Below are 19,340 nucleotides of genomic sequence, written 5' to 3' on the forward strand. Positions count from 1 at the left end.
ATAAACTTGAATGATCATTCAAATAATAATATCTTGAACGCATATTCAAGAATGGGACCAGAAAAATGACCACACAAACTGCGCCAAATCTATTGGCTAATCTGTTCGAAACCTACTCGCTTAACGACACTATTAGCTTAAAAAATCGTATTCTTATGGCTCCATTAACCCGCTGTATGGCGGATGCTAATTTGGTGCCAACCGACGATATGGTTGCTTATTATGAACGCCGCGCCGAAGCAGGTTTGATTATCACTGAGGCGACGATTATTCGTCCTGATGGCCAAGGTTACCCCAATACTCCGGGTATTTTTACTCAAGCGCAAATAGCCGGCTGGCGCAAAGTGACCGATGCAGTACATGCTAAAGACGGTAAGATCTTTGTACAGTTATGGCATACGGGCCGTGTATCTCATCCACACTTTTTCGGTGGTGGCGATGTACTTGCTGCATCAGCACAAAAGATTGAAGGCAGCGTACCCAGAATGCGCGAACTGACTTATGTCACGCCAAAAGCTGCCACGCTCGAAGATATTCAAGGTTTAGTGCGTGATTACGCCAAAGCGGCAGAAAATGCCATTGAAGCGGGCTTTGATGGCGTTGAAATCCACGGTGCTAATGGTTATTTAATTGATACCTTTTTACACCATGACAGCAATCGCCGCACCGATGAATACGGTGGCACTCCGGCCAATATGTCCCGCTTTGCACTGGAAGTGGTTGATGCTGTCGCGGCGCGTATTGGTAAAGACAGAACCGGTTTACGGATTTCTCCGGGCGCCTATTTCAACATGGCAGCCGATAGCCGTGACCGTGCAGTGTTTGATTATTTTTTACCTGAGCTTGAGTCGCGCGATATCGCCTTTTTGCATATTGGTATTTTTGATGACAGCATGCAGTTCGACTATCTTGACGGCAATGCTTCAAGTTATGTGCGCGCCCACTATGGTAAAACCTTAGTCGGAGTCGGAAGCTACAGCGCCCAATCTGCGAGCGAAGCGATTGCAACGGATAAGTTCGACTTGATTGCTATCGGTCGTCCATTTATTGCCAATCCTGATTATGTTGCCCGCGTGCGTGATGGCGTTGAACTCGTACCGTACAGCGACGAAATGTTAACAAGCTTAGTGTGATTGTGCTTAATAGCTGAATAACTTAATAAAGAAAGGGTTAGCATTTGCTAACCCTTTTTATTTGCGTGGTTTACGCTGTTTTGATTAGTGCGATGGTTTAATCTGTTTTAGCCAATGCTCTTAGTGTCGTGAGTTTTTGTTGGGCGATGCCAAAAATACTCTCTGGAGCATATTGCTCAGAGTTCGGTAATGCCGTTGGCGACAAACCTCCCGCACTTTTACCCAGTAGTAGCTCCATTGCCTGAGTTACATGGGTGATAGCCCAAATGTGAAACTCCCCAAGTGCAACCGCATCGACAATATCTTTACGCAGCATTAGGTTGGCGACGTTCGAGGCGGGAATAATCACCCCTTGCTCTGCTGAGCGGCCCTTGATTTTGCAAACATCAAAAAAGCCTTCAATCTTTTCATTCACGCCACCAATAGGCTGTGCCTCACCAAACTGGTTCATCGAACCGGTTATGGCAATATCTTGCCTGAGTGCTTGCTCACTAATGGCTGAGATAATAGCGCAGCATTCGGCCATTGAGGCGCTGTCGCCGTCTACACCGCTGTAAGATTGCTCAAAGGTGAGATAAGTGGTGAGCGGGATGTGCGCCGTTTTACCTAAAACCGAGGCTAAATAAGCAGTTAAAATCAGTACGCCCTTAGAGTGAATTTGCCCTCCAAGTTTGACTCTATGTTCGATATCCATCACTTCGCCTTTACCAAAGGCCGTGGTTGCAGTGATTCGATTAGGCATACCAAACTGGTGATCTGAGGTCGATATCACAGATAACGCATTAATTTGTCCGATCACCTTACCTTGAGTACTGATCAAGGTTGTGCCGTTACTGAAGCTTTGCATTATGTTGTCGTGTAGGCGTGAGACTCGTTGCTCTTGATTACGTAGCGCTTGCTCAACGTGTAGCACTGAAATTTGTTCACTGCTTGCTAATTTTGCGCAGTAGTTAGACTCTCGCAGCAGGTTAGCCACATTAGCAGAGTGCAGTGACAGCTTTTGCTGATCCTCAGCTTCACGTGAGCTGTATTCGATGATACGGGCTATAGCGGCGCGGTCGCAGTGCAGCATGTTGTTATCGTGCACTATGCTAGAAATAAAACGAGCATAGTGCGCCTCAGAGGTTGGAGTTCTGTCCATCAGATCTTCAAAGTCAGCGGTAACACGAAATAACTCACTAAAATCAGGATCATAATGCTGTAACAGCTGATAGGTTTCATGATCGCCAAAAAGAATAATTTTCACATCTAACGGGATAGGTTCAGGTGCCAGAGAAATCGTACCTGATAGTGAAACTTCCCGTTCGAGTGAGCTTAAATCTAGTTTACGTGAACGCAGGGCACGCTTGAGCCCGTCCCACACATAAGGGCGCTCTAATACTTTAACCGCGTCCATCAACAGTACGCCGCCGTTAGCTTTGTGCAGGCTACCTGAGCGAATAAGCGAAAAGTCGGTGAACACAGTGCCCCTAAATGTAGCATTTTCTACATAGCCAAATAGACTGTGATAACTAGGGCTTTCTTCGACAACGATGGGGAATTTTTGCGTCCCTTGGCTGACTAAAACATTAACTTGATAGCGGCGGGGCATTTTCTTTTCAAGTGAGGCGTAGGCTAAACCGAGTTGTTCTTCGCTTTCCTCTAAAAAAATATCCAGATTATCTAAGATATCAGCCTGCATACCGGTTAAAAAGGTGCGCGCCTCAGGCTGATGTTTAAACTTATCTTTGAGTGGCTTAATAAAATGAATTAACACTTCTTTGGCAACTTGCTCGTCATGCTCTTGCTGTTTATCGCTGAACTCTTCTTCCCATTCGGTTATCTGGCGAATAATGCCGCGCAGCTTAACTTCAAGTCCATTTATATTACTTTCAAATTGGTTACGCTCAGCCTCTGTCAGCGCTTCAAATGAGCTTTCATCATGGGGTTCTTCACCATTGAGCGCCACCATTTGATAGTCGCCCTGTAGGGTTAAGCTAAGCTCTATGCCTTTTTGCTTCGCTTCTTCGGTTAATTCTGATAATGCCGCTTCTTGTTTTCGTGCGAGTTGGCTTTTGAGCTTTTCGGTGCGGGCATAATACATTTCGTTATCAAAGGCTAAGGGCATAGCTTTGACCAGTTTTAACATTAACTTTTCAATGAACTTTTTAAACTCAAGCCCAGTACCTGCATTGAGTTTGAGCACTTTTGGGCTACGAGTATCATCAAAATTAACCACATAACACCAATCGTACAGAGTATGATCGCTAGGCTCGTGGCGGCTTAAATAGCGCAGCATCATAGTGCGTTTTCCTAAGCCGTTTTGACCGATGGCATAAATATTATAGCCCTTCTCTTTAATCCCCATCGCAAACTCTACCGCTTGCTGGGCGCGTTCTTGGCCCACAATATCGTCAAGTGGCGTGAGTTCAGCCGTAGACTGACAATCTTTGCTTAATTGTTCGAGTTCGCAAATGCGATATAGTTGTTTGCTGTCCAGTAGGGTGGCTTGGCGTGATACGACGTCAGTTGGCATAAGTATCCTTGTTTTTAGCCTTATTATTTCCATTGTAGACAATAAGATAGCATTTTTGTCAAACATAAATTCGTAATTGACCATTTATGTTGTTAGGGCGAGGTGCTCTAGCGCGAAAAGAACTGCATGGCACTGTATCTATACTTAACTCATTAGCGATAAGCCATTGTTAGTTATTCAACTTGTTGAAATGGCATGTTCATTTTTTGTGCTAAAGTTATAAAGGTAATATTGACCGAATTGAACTTGATTGGTGTCGCTCATTACACAAGGAACACGGCAGTGAATGGTTTGACCTCTAAAGCGGGTAAAGGCCGATATGATGCCGTTGTGTAGGAGCTGAAATTAGCATTGATTGATGTATTGAATTGAGATACAGAATGTATTTTTTGGTTGATTAACGCTTATCTGTAGAATTCTATTGAGTATATGTTTGGCTCTATAGCGTTCTAACCTCAAGTGTATTAAGTTGTAACTAGGTGTTAGACAAGATGATAAATATGCCCATTTCGCAGCAACAACTTGACCTCTGGTTAGCAGATTTAAATTTAATTGCTGATATATCAAGCTGTAAAGCCACGCTATTAACGTGGAGTGCTGTGGATGAGCTGAGTTGTTTGTTATGTTCAGACGCCGTTGTTGAAAACGAAATACAGGCAATTCTTACTCAGTTGAGTGGCGGGAAAGTCATCAACGCTAACTCTACGACTGCCTCACCTGCATTTACCGCTGACCGTTATAGTAAAGATCACGCCGCTCAAAACACCACCATTCTGGATAAGCGGGTTAGCTTGAGTGAGCCCATTTCGCAATCGCTGCCGCTAGGGGTTAGTCAGCACTGCACATTTTTATCACCCTCGCAATTATCAACACTGGTAGGTAAGGCTGAATTGATTACCGATACTCAGCTTCATCCTGCTTGGTGCACATGTACTCCCGTCGGTAGTGTCATTTTTATCTCACTGGCTTGGCCATCCGAAACTAATTTTGGCTTCTTATGTTTTTACCATAATGATCCACAGGGTATTGATGGCAAAACATTTCAGCTGGCTAAGCTTGTTGGTGAGAGTATTCAACGGCAGCTAGCTGACATATTACGCCAGTACAATGCGGCTGAATCGCTCAATCGTGGCACGCCCAATCATATTGATGTGATTGATTTACAATCATTCATCGATAGTTTTGACGAACATATTTGGATGAAAAATACCGATGGTATATACACTTTGTGTAATCGAAGCGTTGAACAAGCCTGGGCAAAGTCGCGCAGCGAGATCATTGGCCGAACCGATGTCGAGCTTTTTGGTGCCGATGCGGCTGATATCTATCTTGAAGGTGACCGGTTTGCGATTGAATCGGGTACACCTATTATCGTCGCTGAGTGTTTAGAAGGTGCAGAGCCTAAACAACATCTTTGGCTAGAAACGCTAAAACTGCCCACATTCAATGCAACTGGTGATTTTGCAGGTGTTATTGGGATGACGCGTAATATTTCAAAGCATAAAGCCGTTGAAGATCAGCTTACGTTAGCGACCAATGTATTTAAACACTCCTTTGAAGGCGTTGTAGTCACTGACAGACACGGCAATATTACCGATGTTAACGGTGCGTATTTTGAAATAACAGGCTATACGAGGGAGGAGTTACTCGGTCAAAATCCACGTATTTTGAGTTCAGGTCGCCATGATAAAACGTTTTTCGATACCCTTTGGAATACCTTACTGATTAACGGTAAATGGAATGGGGAAATCTGGAATCGGCGTAAAAATGGTGCTATTTTCCCGCAAAATATCAGTATCAGTACCATCTATGATGAAGTCGGTGATATTCGTTATTTTGTGGCGGTGTTTGCCGATATTTCTGCACAGAAACAGAATGAAGCACAACTTACACACTTGGCGTATTACGATCCGTTAACGCAATTACCTAATCGTATGAAGTTTATGATGCAGCTCAAACAAGAGGTGCGACGCGCTAAGCAGCTCAATTTACAATTAGCGACGGTAATGATAGATGTCGATTTGTTTAAGCATATCAACGACAGCTTTGGCCATAGCATAGGCGATGAAATGTTAGTCGAACTTGCTAAACGATTACGCAGTCAAGTCGAGGAGCAGGATGTATTATCGCGCATTGGCGGTGATGAATTTGTAGTGTTAATTACGGATATTAATAATGGTGAAGAGGCCACGCTTGCCATTAATCAGCTGCGCCAAGTATTTGATCAACCTTTTATAGTGAGCACTGGCGATCATTTACGTTTAACCGCGAGTATGGGGGTGTCTTTGTACCCGAATGATGGGCAAGATGCAGACACTTTATTGCGTAACGCCGATGCAGCTATGTATTGCGCCAAAAATGATGGCCGTAATAATTATGCTTTTTATACTGAATCTTTAACTCAACTGTCGCTTGAACACCTTAAACTGCAAAGTGCCCTCTATGGTGCAATTGAACAAAATGCTTTGTATTTGATGTACCAGCCGAAACTTGATTTAGTGACCCGTAAAACCGTTGGGTTTGAAGCGCTATTGCGTTGGCATGATCCCCAGCTTGGTTTAATTTCTCCGGCGGTATTTATCCCCATAGCTGAAAAAATTGGTCTTATCCATGACATTGGTTTATGGGTGTTAGAAACCGCCTGTCGTCAGGGAATGCGCTGGCTTCGCGATGGTAAATATTTTGGCCGTATTGCGGTCAATGTTGCTGGGCAGCAGTTGCAACGTAGCTCGTTTGTTGATGATGTAAAACGTGTTTTAGCTGAAACGGGTTTACCAGCCAAACACTTAGAACTTGAAGTGACCGAAAGTGTGATGATGCAAAATCCAGAGGTCGCCATTCGTGATTTAAAACGACTTGGCGATCTGGGAATCGAATTATCGGTAGATGATTTTGGCACGGGTTACTCATCATTAAATTATTTAAAAAAACTGCCTATCCATAAACTCAAGATCGATCAATCTTTCGTGCGTGATATTCCCTTTGACACTAATAACACCGCCATCGCAAAAGCTGTGATTGCGCTTGGACATGCGTTGAAGCTCGATATTGTGGCCGAAGGCGTTGAAACCCAAGAGCAAGCTGATTTTCTGCTGCAAAATCACTGCGATCAAGCTCAAGGTTATCTCTTTAGTCGTCCACAACTCCCGCAGGATCTTGACGGGTTTTTATCGTGAAGTTCCTAATGGCATAGCAGGCTAGTGTCATGCTGCTAGTCGCTTAGGTTTGTGTCTGTTAACATTCTGCCATTATTTTCTGCGGCGATTTACAATGTCCTTTAGTGTTTTGTCCTTAAATTCCACGTTAGTGAGCACTTTAGCCAATCTGGGTTATGAGGCGCCTACACCTATTCAATTAGAAGCCATTCCCGTTATTTTAGCGAAACGCGATGTCATGGCGGGCGCCCAAACGGGTACCGGTAAAACCGCAGCATTTGCATTACCCATTTTGCATCATTTATTAGCACTTTGCCCTTCACCAGATTTAGCCGCAGTTAGGCCGATACGCGCGTTAGTGTTAGTGCCAACGCGGGAGTTGGCGGTGCAGGTACAACAGAGCTTTGTTAAGTATGCTAAAGGAAGCGATATTCGTGTCGGTATCGCCTACGGCGGCGTGAGTATTGATGCACAGGTGGCCGTTTTTAATACTGGGATTGATGTATTAGTGGCAACGCCAGGCCGCTTACTCGACCACCTCAGACAAGGTGCGCTAAGCCTTAAGCAACTGACTATGCTAGTGTTTGATGAGGCAGACCGTATGCTCGATATGGGTTTTATGAATGAAATCCAAGCCGTGCTCAAGCAAGTACCCAGTGACAGGCAAACGCTATTATTTTCTGCCACTTTAGATGCCGCTATTTTTAGCTTAAGCAAAACCTTACTGCGCGATCCTAAGTTGATTGAAGTCGCCAAGCGCAATACTACCGCCGCAGAGATTGAGCAAGTTGTTTACGCCGTTGATGCCGACCGTAAAACTGAACTGGTTAGCCACTTAGTGCGCAGTAAACATTGGCAACAAGTGCTAATTTTTAGCCGCACTAAACAAGGCGTCGATAAGCTCGCTTTGCAGCTTAATAAAGCCAATATCATCACCCAGGCTTTTCATGGCGACTTATCCCAAGGTGCGCGCGAAAAAGTATTGCAGGAGTTTAAACAAGGTAAAATTCAAGTGTTGGTGGCAACAGATGTTGCCGCCCGTGGCTTAGATATTGTTGAACTCAAATACGTGATTAACTTTGAGCTGCCGTTTATTGCGCAGGATTATATCCACCGAATTGGCCGCACAGGCCGTGCCGGCAGTGCAGGGCTGGCTATCACGCTCTTTAGTCAAGATGATGCTCTACTACTGGAGGAGGTCGAGGTGGTTCTCGACAAACGCTTACCGCAACAATGGTTCCCCTGCTTTGAGCCCGACTTTAATAAGATGGAAGCTGAACCAAGACGCAACGGTAAAGCGGCTCAAAAACAGCGTGCTAAGAAGCGTGCATTAGGCACAAAGGGCAGCAGATAGCTGAAATTGTAATGAGCATTAGATGCTCATCTATCGCGTTAATATTAGTAAAGCTGTTTGCATATCATGGATGATACATGGGGTAGTAAGCGGCTGATTTAACTGTATGGCAACGCGCTTTATACTGCTGTTTAAGGCTTTTGACAGAGCACCACTATGCCTTCAATCCTTCGCCTTGTCTAAAACTCCCGCTGAATGAACAAATAGATAATACGATTGTTAGCATATGCTTATCCTGAGTTTAGGTTACTTATCTTGTAACTCCATTCTTTACTATTAAGTGTGCCAATACGCAGTGTTTTACGCGTTTCAGGAGATAATCCAGCAATATTAAAAAATATCTATACAAAAACTTGATCCTTGTACAAGTATGAGCCGTAATGAAAGCTATAGTTATACAAGGAGCTTACTTATGTACAAGTTTAACCCGCAGCGAATTCAGATAGGGATCAGTGCTTGCCTTTTAGGCGAGAAGGTTCGTTTTGATGGTGGACATAAAAATTCGACCTATTGTAATAAAGAAATTAAGCAATTTTTCGATTATGTTCCCGTCTGTCCTGAAATGGCGATTGGTCTAGGTGCGCCGCGTAAAAGCATCCGCTTAGTCCGTGATGGTGAAACCGTATTAGTGCAAAGCGGTGACGGCAGCTTAGATGTAACCGATAAGCTTAACCAGTACAGCGAGAGTAAGGTGCAAGAGCTAGATTTTCTCGGCGGATACTTGCTTTGCGCTAAATCGCCGACTTGCGGGATGGAACGTGTAACAGAGTACAAAATTGGCACCAATAATGGTTCTAAATCTGGTATTGGTGTATTTGCCCGTAAGCTAATGGAACGTTATCCGCTATTGCCGGTGGAAGAAGAAGGGCGTTTACATGACATGGTACTACGGGAAAACTTTTTTACTCGGGTTTACGCCTACCACGATTGGCACCTGATGAAGCATGAAGGGTTAACTAAGCATAAATTGGTTAAGTTTCACTCCCGTTATAAATATTTGCTGATGGCACACAGCCCTACATGGTATCGCGATCTTGGGCCGATAGTGGCGCATATTGACGATCTGGAACACAGTGCGACCCGTTATTTCGAAGGTTTTATGACCGCCTTAAAAATCAACGCAACTCGTAAAAATCACACCAGTACATTGCAACATATTCAGGGTTACTTTAAAAAACATCTGAGTAAAGAGCAAAAAAATGAACTGTCTGAAGCAATAATGAAATATCGCGAAGGTTTATTGCCGTTATTAGTGCCAATCACGCTGATTAATCATTATTTACGCGAATTTCCAACGCCTTACATTGAAGAACAAGTGTATTTGCACCCCCATCCTGAGGCATTAAAGCTGCGTTATGCCTACTAGCCAAGCTTTGTTAGGCAGTCTTTTTTGCTTTGTTCGAGTGGGTGATATTGAAATATGAAACAGATTATAACGTCCGCTAGCGACATTGAATCTAACGGCGATGCATTATTGCCCATAGGTGAAGTGTCGGCGCTAACTGGGGTTAACGCGGTAACCTTAAGGGCATGGCAGCGCCGTTTTGGCTTAGTGATCCCTGCTCGCACGCCCAAGGGCCATAGATTGTATACCAGCGATAATATTGAAGAAATTCATGAGATCAATGCATGGCTAGCTAAAGGCGTCGCGATCAGTAAGGTTAAACCTTTGCTGAATCGTTCAGCTAAATCATCAAATGAAATGCTTCAAAGCCAAGCTGCTGATAGCTGGGGGGAGCAAATCATTGCTTTGACAACAGCATTATTCGACTTCAATCAGCATAAGTTACAGCAGATTCTAGATGATGCCATTGGCCTGTATCCATTTGTACTTGTGAAAGAGAAGTTACTGCAACCATGGCTGAATCAGTTAGAAGATTTAGTTGCCGAGCGACTCGACGCTGACTTAATTATTGCTTGGTTAAAGAGTGAGCTGCTCAGCCGTATCGGTGGTCGCCCAGCTTTTGCTGGGCAAACGGTGTCAGCAAGAGTCGCTGTGATTAATTTAACCCATGGCGCACTGACCCCGCCTAATTCTACACGCAGCAAAACACTTTATTCACTGTTGTTGTTATTAGAGCTTGCGGCGCTGCGAGCCTCAGTTATCGACCTTGGCAACCAAACCATTGCTAGCGTGTCACTGTTGAGTAATCGGCTTAACCTTGATGCGCTTTTACTGCTGCCTGAACCGAATCACTCGGGCACTGAACAAGCAGAAATGCAGGCCGTGTTAGCGCAAATGACGTTTCCATGTCGGTTTGTTGGCCCCTTTGCCCCGACGTTAACGTCCTTATCTGCTTTTTACACATCTTCAATTGCAGACTTAATTGGGCAAGTGCCGGCTCGCTCGACGAGCAAGGCTCGTAAAAGTATCAAACACACTGAAAAAATCGCCGCAGTAAGTCACAGTGAACATCACAACGCTAGGAAAAATCATGACATCAGCTAAACATCATTCAATCACTTTGCCGGATCAAAATGTGTTGATGTGGTTTCGCCAGGATTTACGTCTTGCTGATAATCAGGCGTTAACCGCTGCTTGTGATTGGGCGAGGGAGAATGGTACGGCATTGAAAGCGATTTACATCGCTACGCCAACCCAGTGGCAACAGCATGATGTTGCGCCCGTTCAGCTCGACTTTATTGAGCGGCATATTAATTTGCTTGCCCAAGGGTTAGCTAGCTTAGGCATCGCATTTGAGCTTATTCAGCTAGACACCTTTGCCGATGTGCCAAAATTTATGCTCGATTATTGCCAGCAACACAGTGTTACTCGAGTGTTTGCAGGCAAAGAGCCAGAAATTAACGAGCAACTACGCGACCAAGCCTGTATTGAATCAGGCATACCCTTGGTATTAACTGACGAGCATTGTTTACTGGCACCGGGTAGCGTACTTAATTTATCCGGCGGCATGTATAAGGTTTTCACGCCTTTTAGCCGTAAGTGGCGAGAAATCGCCGCCCGTAAAGCCATTTTACCTCTTGCTGTTCCCGCGCCGCTGGGGCCAGTCATCAATGAGCCACAACAGCTGACCTTTATCAATACGCTTAAACTATCGAGCGCACTATGGGCCGCGGGCGAAGGGCAGGCTAAGCGCTTACTATCAGAATTTATTCAACAGAAAGTTCAGGATTATAAGCAAGATAGAGATTTCCCGGCCATCGATGGTACCAGTTCAATATCACCTTATTTGGCGATTGGCGTGCTCAGTTCAAGGCAATGCGTGGCTGCGCTACTGCACCATTTCCCCGAGGTGATTGTTGATGATACTAGCCCAGCTCGAACTTGGTTAAATGAGCTTACTTGGCGTGAGTTTTATCGTCACTTGCTGGTGGCATTTCCTGATTTATCTAAGAATCATAATTTTAATCGTCAAGCAGATAAAGTGCAGTGGCGCAATAATCCCGATGAGTTCACGGCATGGTGTGAGGGGCAAACGGGCTATCCAATTGTGGACGCCGCGATGCGACAGCTTAATCAAACCGGTTGGATGCACAATCGCCTGCGTATGGTCGTTGCCAGCTTTTTAACAAAGCATTTGTTGATTGATTGGCGTTGGGGTGAGCGTTATTTTCGTCAAAAGCTGATTGACGGTGATTTAGCCGCTAACAATGGCGGTTGGCAATGGTCTGCAGGTTGTGGCTGTGATGCCCAGCCTTATTTCCGTATTTTTAATCCCATAAGCCAGAGCGAAAAGTTTGATCCAGATGGCAGCTTCATCCGTAAGTACCTACCAGAGCTCGCATCTTGGGGAATTAAGCAATTACATCAACCTAGTGCAGCCAAAACACCGTCTTTGTTTGAAGCGCCGTTATTTAATACTCAAACGGCTTATCCAAGTGCGATTGTTGACCACAGCACCGCAAGAGTCAGGGCGTTAACCGTGTTGGGCGTATTAAAAAAAGCCGCGATTACCTAGATTAGGATTGGAGCAATAACCAGATGATAAATAGTGCCGTGATTAAGCCTAATCCACTCGTGGATAATTTTATTGAACTGTATCAGGCGTTAAATAAAAATAATCTGCATCTGCTGGGGCAAGTGTATGGCGACGACATTATCTTCACTGATCCAATGCATCAAATCAGCGGTCTTGAGTCATTAACCCAGTACTTCGCTAAGTTATATGAGAACGTCCAACACATTCAATTTGAAATCAAAGAAGTGCAGCAGAGTGACAGCCAAGCTTCACTCTTTTGGCAAATGCAGTACCGCCATCCTAAATTAAATAAGGGTCAGTTGATTCGTGTTGACGGTATGAGTCAGCTCAAATTTAACGACAAGATTTATTTCCATAGGGATTATTTTGACCTTGGACAAATGCTATATGAGCAGGTGCCTTGTGTTGGTGGGCTTATTCGGTTGCTTAAAATGAGGGCGGCAAAGTGATCAACGCCATTAACCCGATGGCACTCAAAACTGTGCTTATTACAGGTGCTAGCTCAGGTATTGGGCTGCAACTGGCAAAGGATTATTTAGCACTGGGGTGGCATGTGATTGCCTGTGGCCGCTCCCTACAAAAACTCGAAGCGTTAGCACTTAAAGAGCTTGGAATTGTCACACTGCTAAACTTTGATATTACCCAGCGCAGCCAAGTGCAGCAGGCTGGCCAAGATTTAGCCGAGTCATTAACACAAACCGACCGTCAGCTTGATTTAGTTATTCTAAATGCCGGCAGTTGTGAATACATCGATGATGCTAAAGCCTTTGATGATGCGTTATTTGAGCGTGTTGTTCATACCAATTTAATTGCAATGGGATATTGCCTTGGGGCATTTTTACCATTAATGCCAAGGGGCTCGCGCATTGGATTGATGAGTTCTAGCGCTATTTATTTGCCCTTTCCACGTGCAGAAGCCTATGGCGCCTCAAAAGCTGGCGTGCAGTATTTAGCATCAAGTTTGGCGCTTGATCTTGTTAACAGTGATATTGGTGTCAGTCTAATTTGTCCTGGTTTTGTGGCGACGCCACTGACGGCTAAAAACGATTTTTCTATGCCGATGCAAGTGAGTGTACAAGCGGCCTCTAAAGCCATCCGTAACGGACTAGAACACAATAAACGCGAGATCCACTTCCCGCGCCGCTTTACCTATTTATTAAAATTGATGTCGTTTTTGCCGGCTTTTGTGTGGCAAAAAATGATAGCTAACGACACCCAATCCAAGTCGCTTAAGGACAAGAACTGATGAAAAACATCGCTATCGTCGGCACCGGTATTTCTGGATTAACCTGCGGGCATTTACTCAGCGAATCGCATCAAGTGACCGTATTTGAGGCCAATGATTATATTGGTGGGCATACTGCAACCGTCGATATAGAGCATCAAGGCCAAACCTATGCCATAGATACAGGTTTTATCGTATTTAACGACAGAACTTATCCGCGGTTTGAGCGTTTATTAAAGCGTCTTAAAGTCACGACATTACCGACTGAGATGAGCTTTAGCGTACATAATGCGCTCACTGGGCTTGAGTATAATGGCAACAATTTAGGCAGTTTGTTTGCCCAAAAGCGTAATCTACTCAATCCGCGTTTTTGGGCTTTTTTAAGGGAAATTCTACGTTTTAACAAAGGCTGTAAAGCTCTATATCAACAAGATATTTATCCTGATGGCAACTTAGGTGATTACTTAGATAGTGAGAACTTTTCGTCCTTTTTTGCTGAGCATTATATTTTACCTATGGGCGCGGCTATTTGGTCTTCCAGCATCGAAGATATGCGCTCCTTTTCATTAAAGTTTTTTATCCGCTTTTTCGAGCACCACGGATTATTAAATGTCAGTGATAGGCCGCAATGGTATGTACTACAGGGCGGATCTCGTAGTTATATTCCTGATTTAATTGCCCCCTTTAAAGACAATATCCGCCTCAATTCTCCGGTCTCGGCTATAGAACGCCATGGCAATGGCGTTAAATTACAGGTTAACGGGCAGTGGCTAGAATTTGATGAGGTGATCCTCGCCTGTCATAGCGACCAAGCGCTGCGGATGTTAAAGGATCCGACGGCCGCGGAACAGGCCATTCTGGGTGATTTAAGTTACCAAGATAATGATGTTGTATTGCACATGGATACTACCATTTTGCCAAAGCGCAAAGCCGCGTGGGCGAGTTGGAATTATCGTTTAGACGGCGATACAAAGCGTCCGGCTTCAGTGACTTACAACATGAATATTCTGCAGCAGTTACCAGCCAATGCGCCGACTTTTTGTGTCACTTTAAATCAGTCAGAATTGATTGATACGTCCAAAGTGCTGCGCCGTTTTAACTATGCTCATCCAGTATTTAACGAGGCCAGCCTTAAAGCCCAAAGCCGTCGTGAAGAGATTTCGGGGCAAAACCATACTCATTTTGCCGGCGCTTATTGGCACAACGGTTTCCATGAAGATGGCGTACGCAGTGCACTTGATGTGTGCGCACATTTTGGGGTCAGCCTATGACACTTCTTAATATGCCAGAGCACAATGTGGCAGAGCTTAATAGCGGTATTTATTATGGCACTGTGTCTCACAGCCGTTTTACGCCGGTTAAACATAGTTTTGACTACGAAATGGCGCTGATGGCCATTGATTTAGATGAAGTCGATAAAATTAGCGCTATGGGACGAGTTTTTGCGAGCCAGCATCGCGCTTTACTGCGATTTAATCCTCAAGACTATTTAAGGTCTTTTACGAAGAAAACCAATGAAAGCAATGCCGTGGCTGTGGCAGATCCGAGCGTGGCAGCGCTCAAGAGTCGAGTATTGGCGCAAGTGAGCGAGTTAGGTGGGGCTAGGCCATGTGACCGCGTACTGTTTGTTGGTCAGATGCGTCATTTTGGTATTTATTTCAGCCCAGTTAACTTCTATTTTTGTTATCAAAATCAAACACCGTTATACATGCTCGCAGAAGTGAGCAATACCCCTTGGGATCAACGTCATTGTTATTTGGTGGATTTAACAACGCCAAAAGCCTCTGACAAGGTTTTTCACGTATCACCTTTTATGTCATTGGACATGCGTTATCTCTGGCACGTGTCTGCCCCAAGTGAGCGCTTGAATATTGGTATCGAAAACCAGTCGGCGCAAGAGGGCAGTAAAAAACTGTTTAACGCCAATTTAGTGATGAAGCGCCAAGCTATCAACGCTAAGAATTTACGCACACTTTTGTTTCGCTTCCCTTTTATGACGCTTAAGATCTTTTTCGGGATTTATTGGCAAGCGTTAAAACTCTTTTTCAAACGTGTGCCTTTTGTGCCGCATCCAGCTCAGGTGGAGAAATAACATGGAAAATACTGCTTCGCAAACCTCAATCACCACAGAGAAACTGCCCGACAGTATTGCGCGTAAGGTGTTACTTAAGGCGCTTGAAAGCTTACCTCATGGCTGTTTGACTTTAGTTGAAGGCGATAAGAGTTATCGTTTTGGTGAGGCTCAAACTGATTTGCATGCCACCTTGGTGGTTAAGCATCCGAGTTTTTATCGCCAAGTGATGCTTGCCGGTTCTATTGGCGCGGGTGAGGGCTATATCCAAGGCCATTGGACCAGCCCAGATTTAACTAAAGTGGTGCAATTGTTTGCCCGTAATTTAGCTTTGCTTGATAGGATTGAGGCCAAATTCTCTTGGTTAACAGGCACGATAAACCGAGTTAAGCATGTACTTAATCGTAATTCACAAGAGGGTTCAAAGCGTAATATTCTTGCCCATTATGATTTAGGTAATGCTATGTATGAGCAATTTCTCGACCGAGAAATGCTGTATTCCAGTGCGCTTTATCCCCATGAAGAAGCCAGTTTACAAGAGGCGCAGCAGTTTAAGTTAATGACTATCTGTGAGCGACTCGATTTACAACCGGGGCAAACTCTATTGGAAATCGGTACCGGTTGGGGAGCTTTGGCAATTTATGCGGCCAAACATTATGGCGTACATGTGACGACGACAACGATTTCTGATGCTCAATATGCCTACGCCAAAGCGCGTGTCGAACAGGAAGGGTTAAGCGATAAAGTTACCCTGTTAACGGAGGATTATCGCAATCTTACGGGCGAATATGACAGAGTTGTTTCCATCGAAATGATTGAAGCGGTAGGGCATGAATATTTACCCGGTTTCTTTAAAAAGCTGGAATCACTGTTAAAACCCCATGGGCGCATGTTGCTGCAAGCCATTACGATTGCTGACCAACGTTACGATAGCTATCGCAAAGGCGTTGATTTTATTCAACGGTATATTTTCCCGGGTGGCTGCTTACCTTCGGTTAGCCAAATGGCCGGTCATATTGCCAAGCAAACGGATATGGTGGTGTGGTCGCTCAATGATATGGGGCTTGATTACGCTAAAACCTTAAAGCATTGGCATGAGAATTTTGATCATGCCATAGATGAAATCCGCACATTAGGCTATGGCGAAGACTTTATCCGCATGTGGAAATTCTACTTAAGTTATTGTGAAGGTGGATTTTTAGAGCGTACGACTAGCACTGTACATTTGGTTGCAGTGCGTCCTGATTATCGTCTGCCCGCAGCACAATCACTGTAGTGGGAGGAGACCACCACATCAGGTTACTTAGGCATCAGTGAGGAAAAAATGAAATCGATGTTAGCTAACTCTCGCCACCTTCCGAAACATCAGGGTTTTGTTCTTTACAATGCCCTGAGTTTTCAAGTTGTATGGTGGTCTAGTGTGCTTTGGCTTAATTTGTCGCTTGTACTGACAATACCGCTGCTATTCGTGCATTTTATTTTATTGTCTTCATCGGGAAAGGCGCAATATCGCAAAATAGATTTGAGTTTGATGTTGAAGATTGCTGCTTTGGGAATAGGCATAGACACAGTGCTGTCAGTTTTAGGCGTGTTTGAGTTTGCGTTTTTTCCTTGGTGGCTTGGCTGTCTGTGGTTGCACTTTTCGTTGAGCTTGAATCATAGTTTGGCTTTCATACGGCCTTTATCTCTGATATGTCAGGCGCTCATCGGTGGCATATTTGGCACATTAAGTTATTTGGCTGGGGCGCAGTTCCATGCTGTGAATTTACCCTATGGCACTGTGGTTTCGGCGTTAATTCTATTTGTTGTTTGGTCTATTTTACTACCATTTGCGGTTCAATGTGCTAATCCATATGGTTTCAATCGTCGCTCTAAAGCTCGCTCTTTTACGATATTTTGATATTAATTAAATGGGTTAGCGCATGCTAGATGTGAGTAATATTTGGCAGTAAAGGAGAATTTCTATGGCAGTGATTTTAAACCGTTATTACAACTTAAAGCTTAGTTTATCTTTTCTTAACTCAAGCGGGTTAGGTTTACTGCTGCTTACTCTATTCACTGCGCCTTTAGCCGCACGAGAGGGGGATGCTTTAGCGTCAACAACTGCCGTTGTTGAAAGTTCAGAGGTTAGCGAGCCTACGCAGAATTTCCTCGAAGTGGGCCGTGGAGAAATGGATTGGCTGTGGTTTAGTTTATATAAAGCCAAACTGATGACGCTAACGGGTCGTTATCAACAGGGACAATATCCTCTACTACTGGACATTGAATATTACCGAGATATTGCAGCCGAAGATCTGTTACAAGCAACGCGGGAACAATGGCAGCATTTACAGTTTTCTGCCGATGATATTGAACGTTGGCAAAGTTTATTAACTGCGACTTGGCCCGATGTGAAACCGGGCGATCATTTAAGCTTTAAGGCTATCGATGAGCAAACCAGTCAGTTTTTCTTTAATCAACAACCATTAGGTGTTATGCACGATGCGAATTTCGCTGCAGCATTTTTAGCCATTTGGCTATCTAAAGACACCAGCCGTCCGAGTTTGCGGGCGCAATTACTCGGAGAAAAATCATGCGATTGTTAAGCACCTTGATGGATAAAAAATTGATGGGTAGAAAGTTATTTTTAAGCTGCTTAATGATAGGTTGGCTATCGAGTTGCTCCTCAGTGGAAGTCACTGATTATAAAGATACTACCCCGACATTGGTGTTGGAATCATTTTTTAACGGTCCTTTAAAAGCTTCTGGAGTCGTGCATGATTTTAGTGGCAAAGTGATCCGAAAATTTAATGTCACAATGGAAGCCAACTGGCAGGGGAATGAAGGCGTTATTAATGAGTGGTTTGTCTACGATGATGGCGAAACTCAAACTCGAGTATGGAAAATTAAGGCCTTAGGCAATGGACAATACACAGGAACCGCTGGCGATATCTTAGGCACGGCATTGGGGCAATCGAGTGGGAGTGCATTACGTTGGAAATACGATATGTTGTTGCCTGTAGATGGTGATGAGTATCAGGTGCATTTCGATGATTGGATGTTCTTAGTGAATGATAATACCATTATCAATCAGAGTGATATTATTAAGTTTGGTATCACAGTTGCTCAGGTTACTTTAGTTATTCAAAAATAAGATTAATTAATGGCGTTAAGTTGAGCGTTGACTCATCAATTCCGCCATCATTTTGAAATACCTAACTGAAATCACCGTTCCAGTTAGGTATTTAAACCCACGGCTATTAAGCCGCTAATTTAATCAACGTCTTTTGAGTATATGTTTCGCTATTTTACTGTGCACTGACCAGGTCTATTTTAAACTTGTTTAAATTACCAATGATGCCAAATAGTAACTGCTTGATTTTTTTTATGCCAATATAGCATTAACCCGCCTGACGACTATTATCTATTGATTTTTTATCGTAATACTCAAACGGAAATAAATTACGAATTCTTTGTTTCACATTGTCACTCACGTTGGCAGAAATGTGTAAGCGTACCTCTCCCGATTTTTCAGCTCTAACAGTGCACGTGAGTTTTTCGGTTTTGGCTATTTGGCGACATTCGCGCTCGAACCGTTCGGGGATCTTGCCTTTATGTTGAGTCATACGGCCATCTTTAAAACGTATTTCAAAAAGAGTCAGCCCTTTTTTGCCACCAAATATCAGCTTATAGATCAAAAATATTCCAATAGCGACAAAAATGAGTTTAAAAATATTGGCTGTCATAACGCCTCCTAGTTATGTTTATTAAGCCAAGATACCTTGTCGTGGCTTGTTTTAACAGTGCGCTAACGCGCAAATTTGACTAGATAATAAAATGCACAACTAAACTCAAGCGCATGAGAGATAAACTGTTTAGGCTAATTTAGGATTTAGATAATAGATAGAATGTAACATTTTAGTCTAAACAGTTTGTGCCCACAGTTGAAAGCGAGAGTAAATCAGTT

General features: G+C 43.9%; 16 protein-coding genes. 14 read left to right on the top strand and 2 right to left on the bottom strand.

The features are described 5' to 3' along the window. Positions 1–65: 65 nt before the first annotated feature. On the top strand, positions 66–1,133 hold the full coding sequence (locus BW947_RS01470; protein ID WP_076496542.1) for an alkene reductase: 1,068 nt from the start codon (positions 66–68) through the stop codon (positions 1,131–1,133). A gap of 97 nt (positions 1,134–1,230) precedes the next feature. On the opposite strand, the gene BW947_RS01475 is transcribed toward BW947_RS01470, so the two are convergent. Continuing rightward, a complete protein-coding gene (locus BW947_RS01475) occupies positions 1,231–3,648 on the bottom strand; it encodes a Lon protease family protein (protein WP_076496543.1) in 2,418 nt (805 codons plus the stop codon). 491 nt (positions 3,649–4,139) lie between these two features. Between BW947_RS01475 and BW947_RS01480 the strand changes: the two genes are divergently transcribed. The 13 genes from BW947_RS01480 to BW947_RS01540 all read left to right on the top strand — a co-directional run bounded on the left by BW947_RS01480 (position 4,140) and on the right by BW947_RS01540 (position 18,527). Next, positions 4,140–6,824, top strand: coding sequence for a putative bifunctional diguanylate cyclase/phosphodiesterase (locus BW947_RS01480; protein WP_076496544.1), 2,685 nt, complete (start codon positions 4,140–4,142; stop codon positions 6,822–6,824). Positions 6,825–6,918: 94 nt separating this feature from the next. Further along, positions 6,919–8,157, top strand: coding sequence for a DEAD/DEAH box helicase (locus BW947_RS01485; protein ID WP_076496545.1), 1,239 nt, complete (start codon positions 6,919–6,921; stop codon positions 8,155–8,157). Positions 8,158–8,569: 412 nt separating this feature from the next. Further along, positions 8,570–9,523, top strand: coding sequence for a YbgA family protein (locus BW947_RS01490; protein WP_076496546.1), 954 nt, complete (start codon positions 8,570–8,572; stop codon positions 9,521–9,523). A gap of 54 nt (positions 9,524–9,577) precedes the next feature. Beyond that, complete coding sequence (locus tag BW947_RS01495; RefSeq protein ID WP_076496547.1) at positions 9,578–10,606, top strand: MerR family transcriptional regulator; 1,029 nt, start codon at positions 9,578–9,580, stop codon at positions 10,604–10,606. Beyond that, on the top strand, positions 10,593–12,077 hold the full coding sequence (phrB, locus tag BW947_RS01500) for a deoxyribodipyrimidine photo-lyase (protein WP_076496548.1): 1,485 nt from the start codon (positions 10,593–10,595) through the stop codon (positions 12,075–12,077). Before BW947_RS01495 ends, phrB begins: the two co-directional genes overlap by 14 nt. Before the next feature lie 23 nt (positions 12,078–12,100). Then, complete coding sequence (locus BW947_RS01505; RefSeq protein ID WP_076496549.1) at positions 12,101–12,547, top strand: nuclear transport factor 2 family protein; 447 nt, start codon at positions 12,101–12,103, stop codon at positions 12,545–12,547. A 17-nt stretch (positions 12,548–12,564) separates the two neighbouring features. Continuing rightward, positions 12,565–13,344 (top strand): SDR family NAD(P)-dependent oxidoreductase, encoded by a 780-nt coding sequence (locus BW947_RS01510; protein ID WP_425272267.1) that lies wholly within the window; start codon positions 12,565–12,567, stop codon positions 13,342–13,344. Continuing rightward, complete coding sequence (locus tag BW947_RS01515) at positions 13,344–14,594, top strand: NAD(P)/FAD-dependent oxidoreductase (RefSeq protein ID WP_076496550.1); 1,251 nt, start codon at positions 13,344–13,346, stop codon at positions 14,592–14,594. Before BW947_RS01510 ends, BW947_RS01515 begins: the two co-directional genes overlap by 1 nt. Continuing rightward, a complete protein-coding gene (locus BW947_RS01520; protein WP_076496551.1) occupies positions 14,591–15,415 on the top strand; it encodes a DUF1365 domain-containing protein in 825 nt (274 codons plus the stop codon). The genes BW947_RS01515 and BW947_RS01520 overlap by 4 nt, the downstream gene beginning before the upstream one ends. Before the next feature lies 1 nt (position 15,416). Continuing rightward, a complete protein-coding gene (locus tag BW947_RS01525; protein ID WP_076496552.1) occupies positions 15,417–16,670 on the top strand; it encodes an SAM-dependent methyltransferase in 1,254 nt (417 codons plus the stop codon). 48 nt (positions 16,671–16,718) lie between these two features. Then, positions 16,719–17,294: a DUF2878 domain-containing protein gene (locus BW947_RS01530; protein WP_076496553.1), complete on the top strand. Its 576-nt coding sequence runs from the start codon at positions 16,719–16,721 to the stop codon at positions 17,292–17,294. Positions 17,295–17,358: 64 nt separating this feature from the next. Continuing rightward, the gene (locus BW947_RS01535) at positions 17,359–17,979 is read left to right on the top strand and encodes a chalcone isomerase family protein (protein ID WP_076496554.1); all 621 of its coding nucleotides are present in this window, start codon (positions 17,359–17,361) and stop codon (positions 17,977–17,979) included. Further along, on the top strand, positions 17,967–18,527 hold the full coding sequence (locus BW947_RS01540) for a DUF3833 domain-containing protein (RefSeq protein WP_076496555.1): 561 nt from the start codon (positions 17,967–17,969) through the stop codon (positions 18,525–18,527). The genes BW947_RS01535 and BW947_RS01540 overlap by 13 nt, the downstream gene beginning before the upstream one ends. Before the next feature lie 247 nt (positions 18,528–18,774). Here BW947_RS01540 and BW947_RS01545 read toward each other — a convergent pair whose 3' ends face one another. Further along, positions 18,775–19,119, bottom strand: a complete 345-nt coding sequence (locus tag BW947_RS01545; RefSeq protein WP_076496556.1) for a DUF3634 family protein — start codon at positions 19,117–19,119, stop codon at positions 18,775–18,777. Between the last annotated feature and the right edge of the window lie 221 nt (positions 19,120–19,340).

The organism is Shewanella morhuae (genome assembly GCF_900156405.1).
Taxonomy (GTDB): Bacteria; Pseudomonadota; Gammaproteobacteria; order Enterobacterales; family Shewanellaceae; genus Shewanella; species Shewanella morhuae.

What these genes read in the sequence shown, in the direction of transcription:
- BW947_RS01470 (WP_076496542.1), top strand. Translation starts at nt 66, where the DNA reads ATGACCACACAAACTGCGCCAAATCTATTGGCTAATCTGTTCGAAACC.
- BW947_RS01475 (WP_076496543.1), bottom strand. Translation starts at nt 3,648, where the DNA reads ATGCCAACTGACGTCGTATCACGCCAAGCCACCCTACTGGACAGCAAA.
- BW947_RS01480 (WP_076496544.1), top strand. Translation starts at nt 4,140, where the DNA reads ATGATAAATATGCCCATTTCGCAGCAACAACTTGACCTCTGGTTAGCA.
- BW947_RS01485 (WP_076496545.1), top strand. Translation starts at nt 6,919, where the DNA reads ATGTCCTTTAGTGTTTTGTCCTTAAATTCCACGTTAGTGAGCACTTTA.
- BW947_RS01490 (WP_076496546.1), top strand. Translation starts at nt 8,570, where the DNA reads ATGTACAAGTTTAACCCGCAGCGAATTCAGATAGGGATCAGTGCTTGC.
- BW947_RS01495 (WP_076496547.1), top strand. Translation starts at nt 9,578, where the DNA reads ATGAAACAGATTATAACGTCCGCTAGCGACATTGAATCTAACGGCGAT.
- phrB (WP_076496548.1), top strand. Translation starts at nt 10,593, where the DNA reads ATGACATCAGCTAAACATCATTCAATCACTTTGCCGGATCAAAATGTG.
- BW947_RS01505 (WP_076496549.1), top strand. Translation starts at nt 12,101, where the DNA reads ATGATAAATAGTGCCGTGATTAAGCCTAATCCACTCGTGGATAATTTT.
- BW947_RS01510 (WP_425272267.1), top strand. Translation starts at nt 12,565, where the DNA reads ATGGCACTCAAAACTGTGCTTATTACAGGTGCTAGCTCAGGTATTGGG.
- BW947_RS01515 (WP_076496550.1), top strand. Translation starts at nt 13,344, where the DNA reads ATGAAAAACATCGCTATCGTCGGCACCGGTATTTCTGGATTAACCTGC.
- BW947_RS01520 (WP_076496551.1), top strand. Translation starts at nt 14,591, where the DNA reads ATGACACTTCTTAATATGCCAGAGCACAATGTGGCAGAGCTTAATAGC.
- BW947_RS01525 (WP_076496552.1), top strand. Translation starts at nt 15,417, where the DNA reads ATGGAAAATACTGCTTCGCAAACCTCAATCACCACAGAGAAACTGCCC.
- BW947_RS01530 (WP_076496553.1), top strand. Translation starts at nt 16,719, where the DNA reads ATGAAATCGATGTTAGCTAACTCTCGCCACCTTCCGAAACATCAGGGT.
- BW947_RS01535 (WP_076496554.1), top strand. Translation starts at nt 17,359, where the DNA reads ATGGCAGTGATTTTAAACCGTTATTACAACTTAAAGCTTAGTTTATCT.
- BW947_RS01540 (WP_076496555.1), top strand. Translation starts at nt 17,967, where the DNA reads ATGCGATTGTTAAGCACCTTGATGGATAAAAAATTGATGGGTAGAAAG.
- BW947_RS01545 (WP_076496556.1), bottom strand. Translation starts at nt 19,119, where the DNA reads ATGACAGCCAATATTTTTAAACTCATTTTTGTCGCTATTGGAATATTT.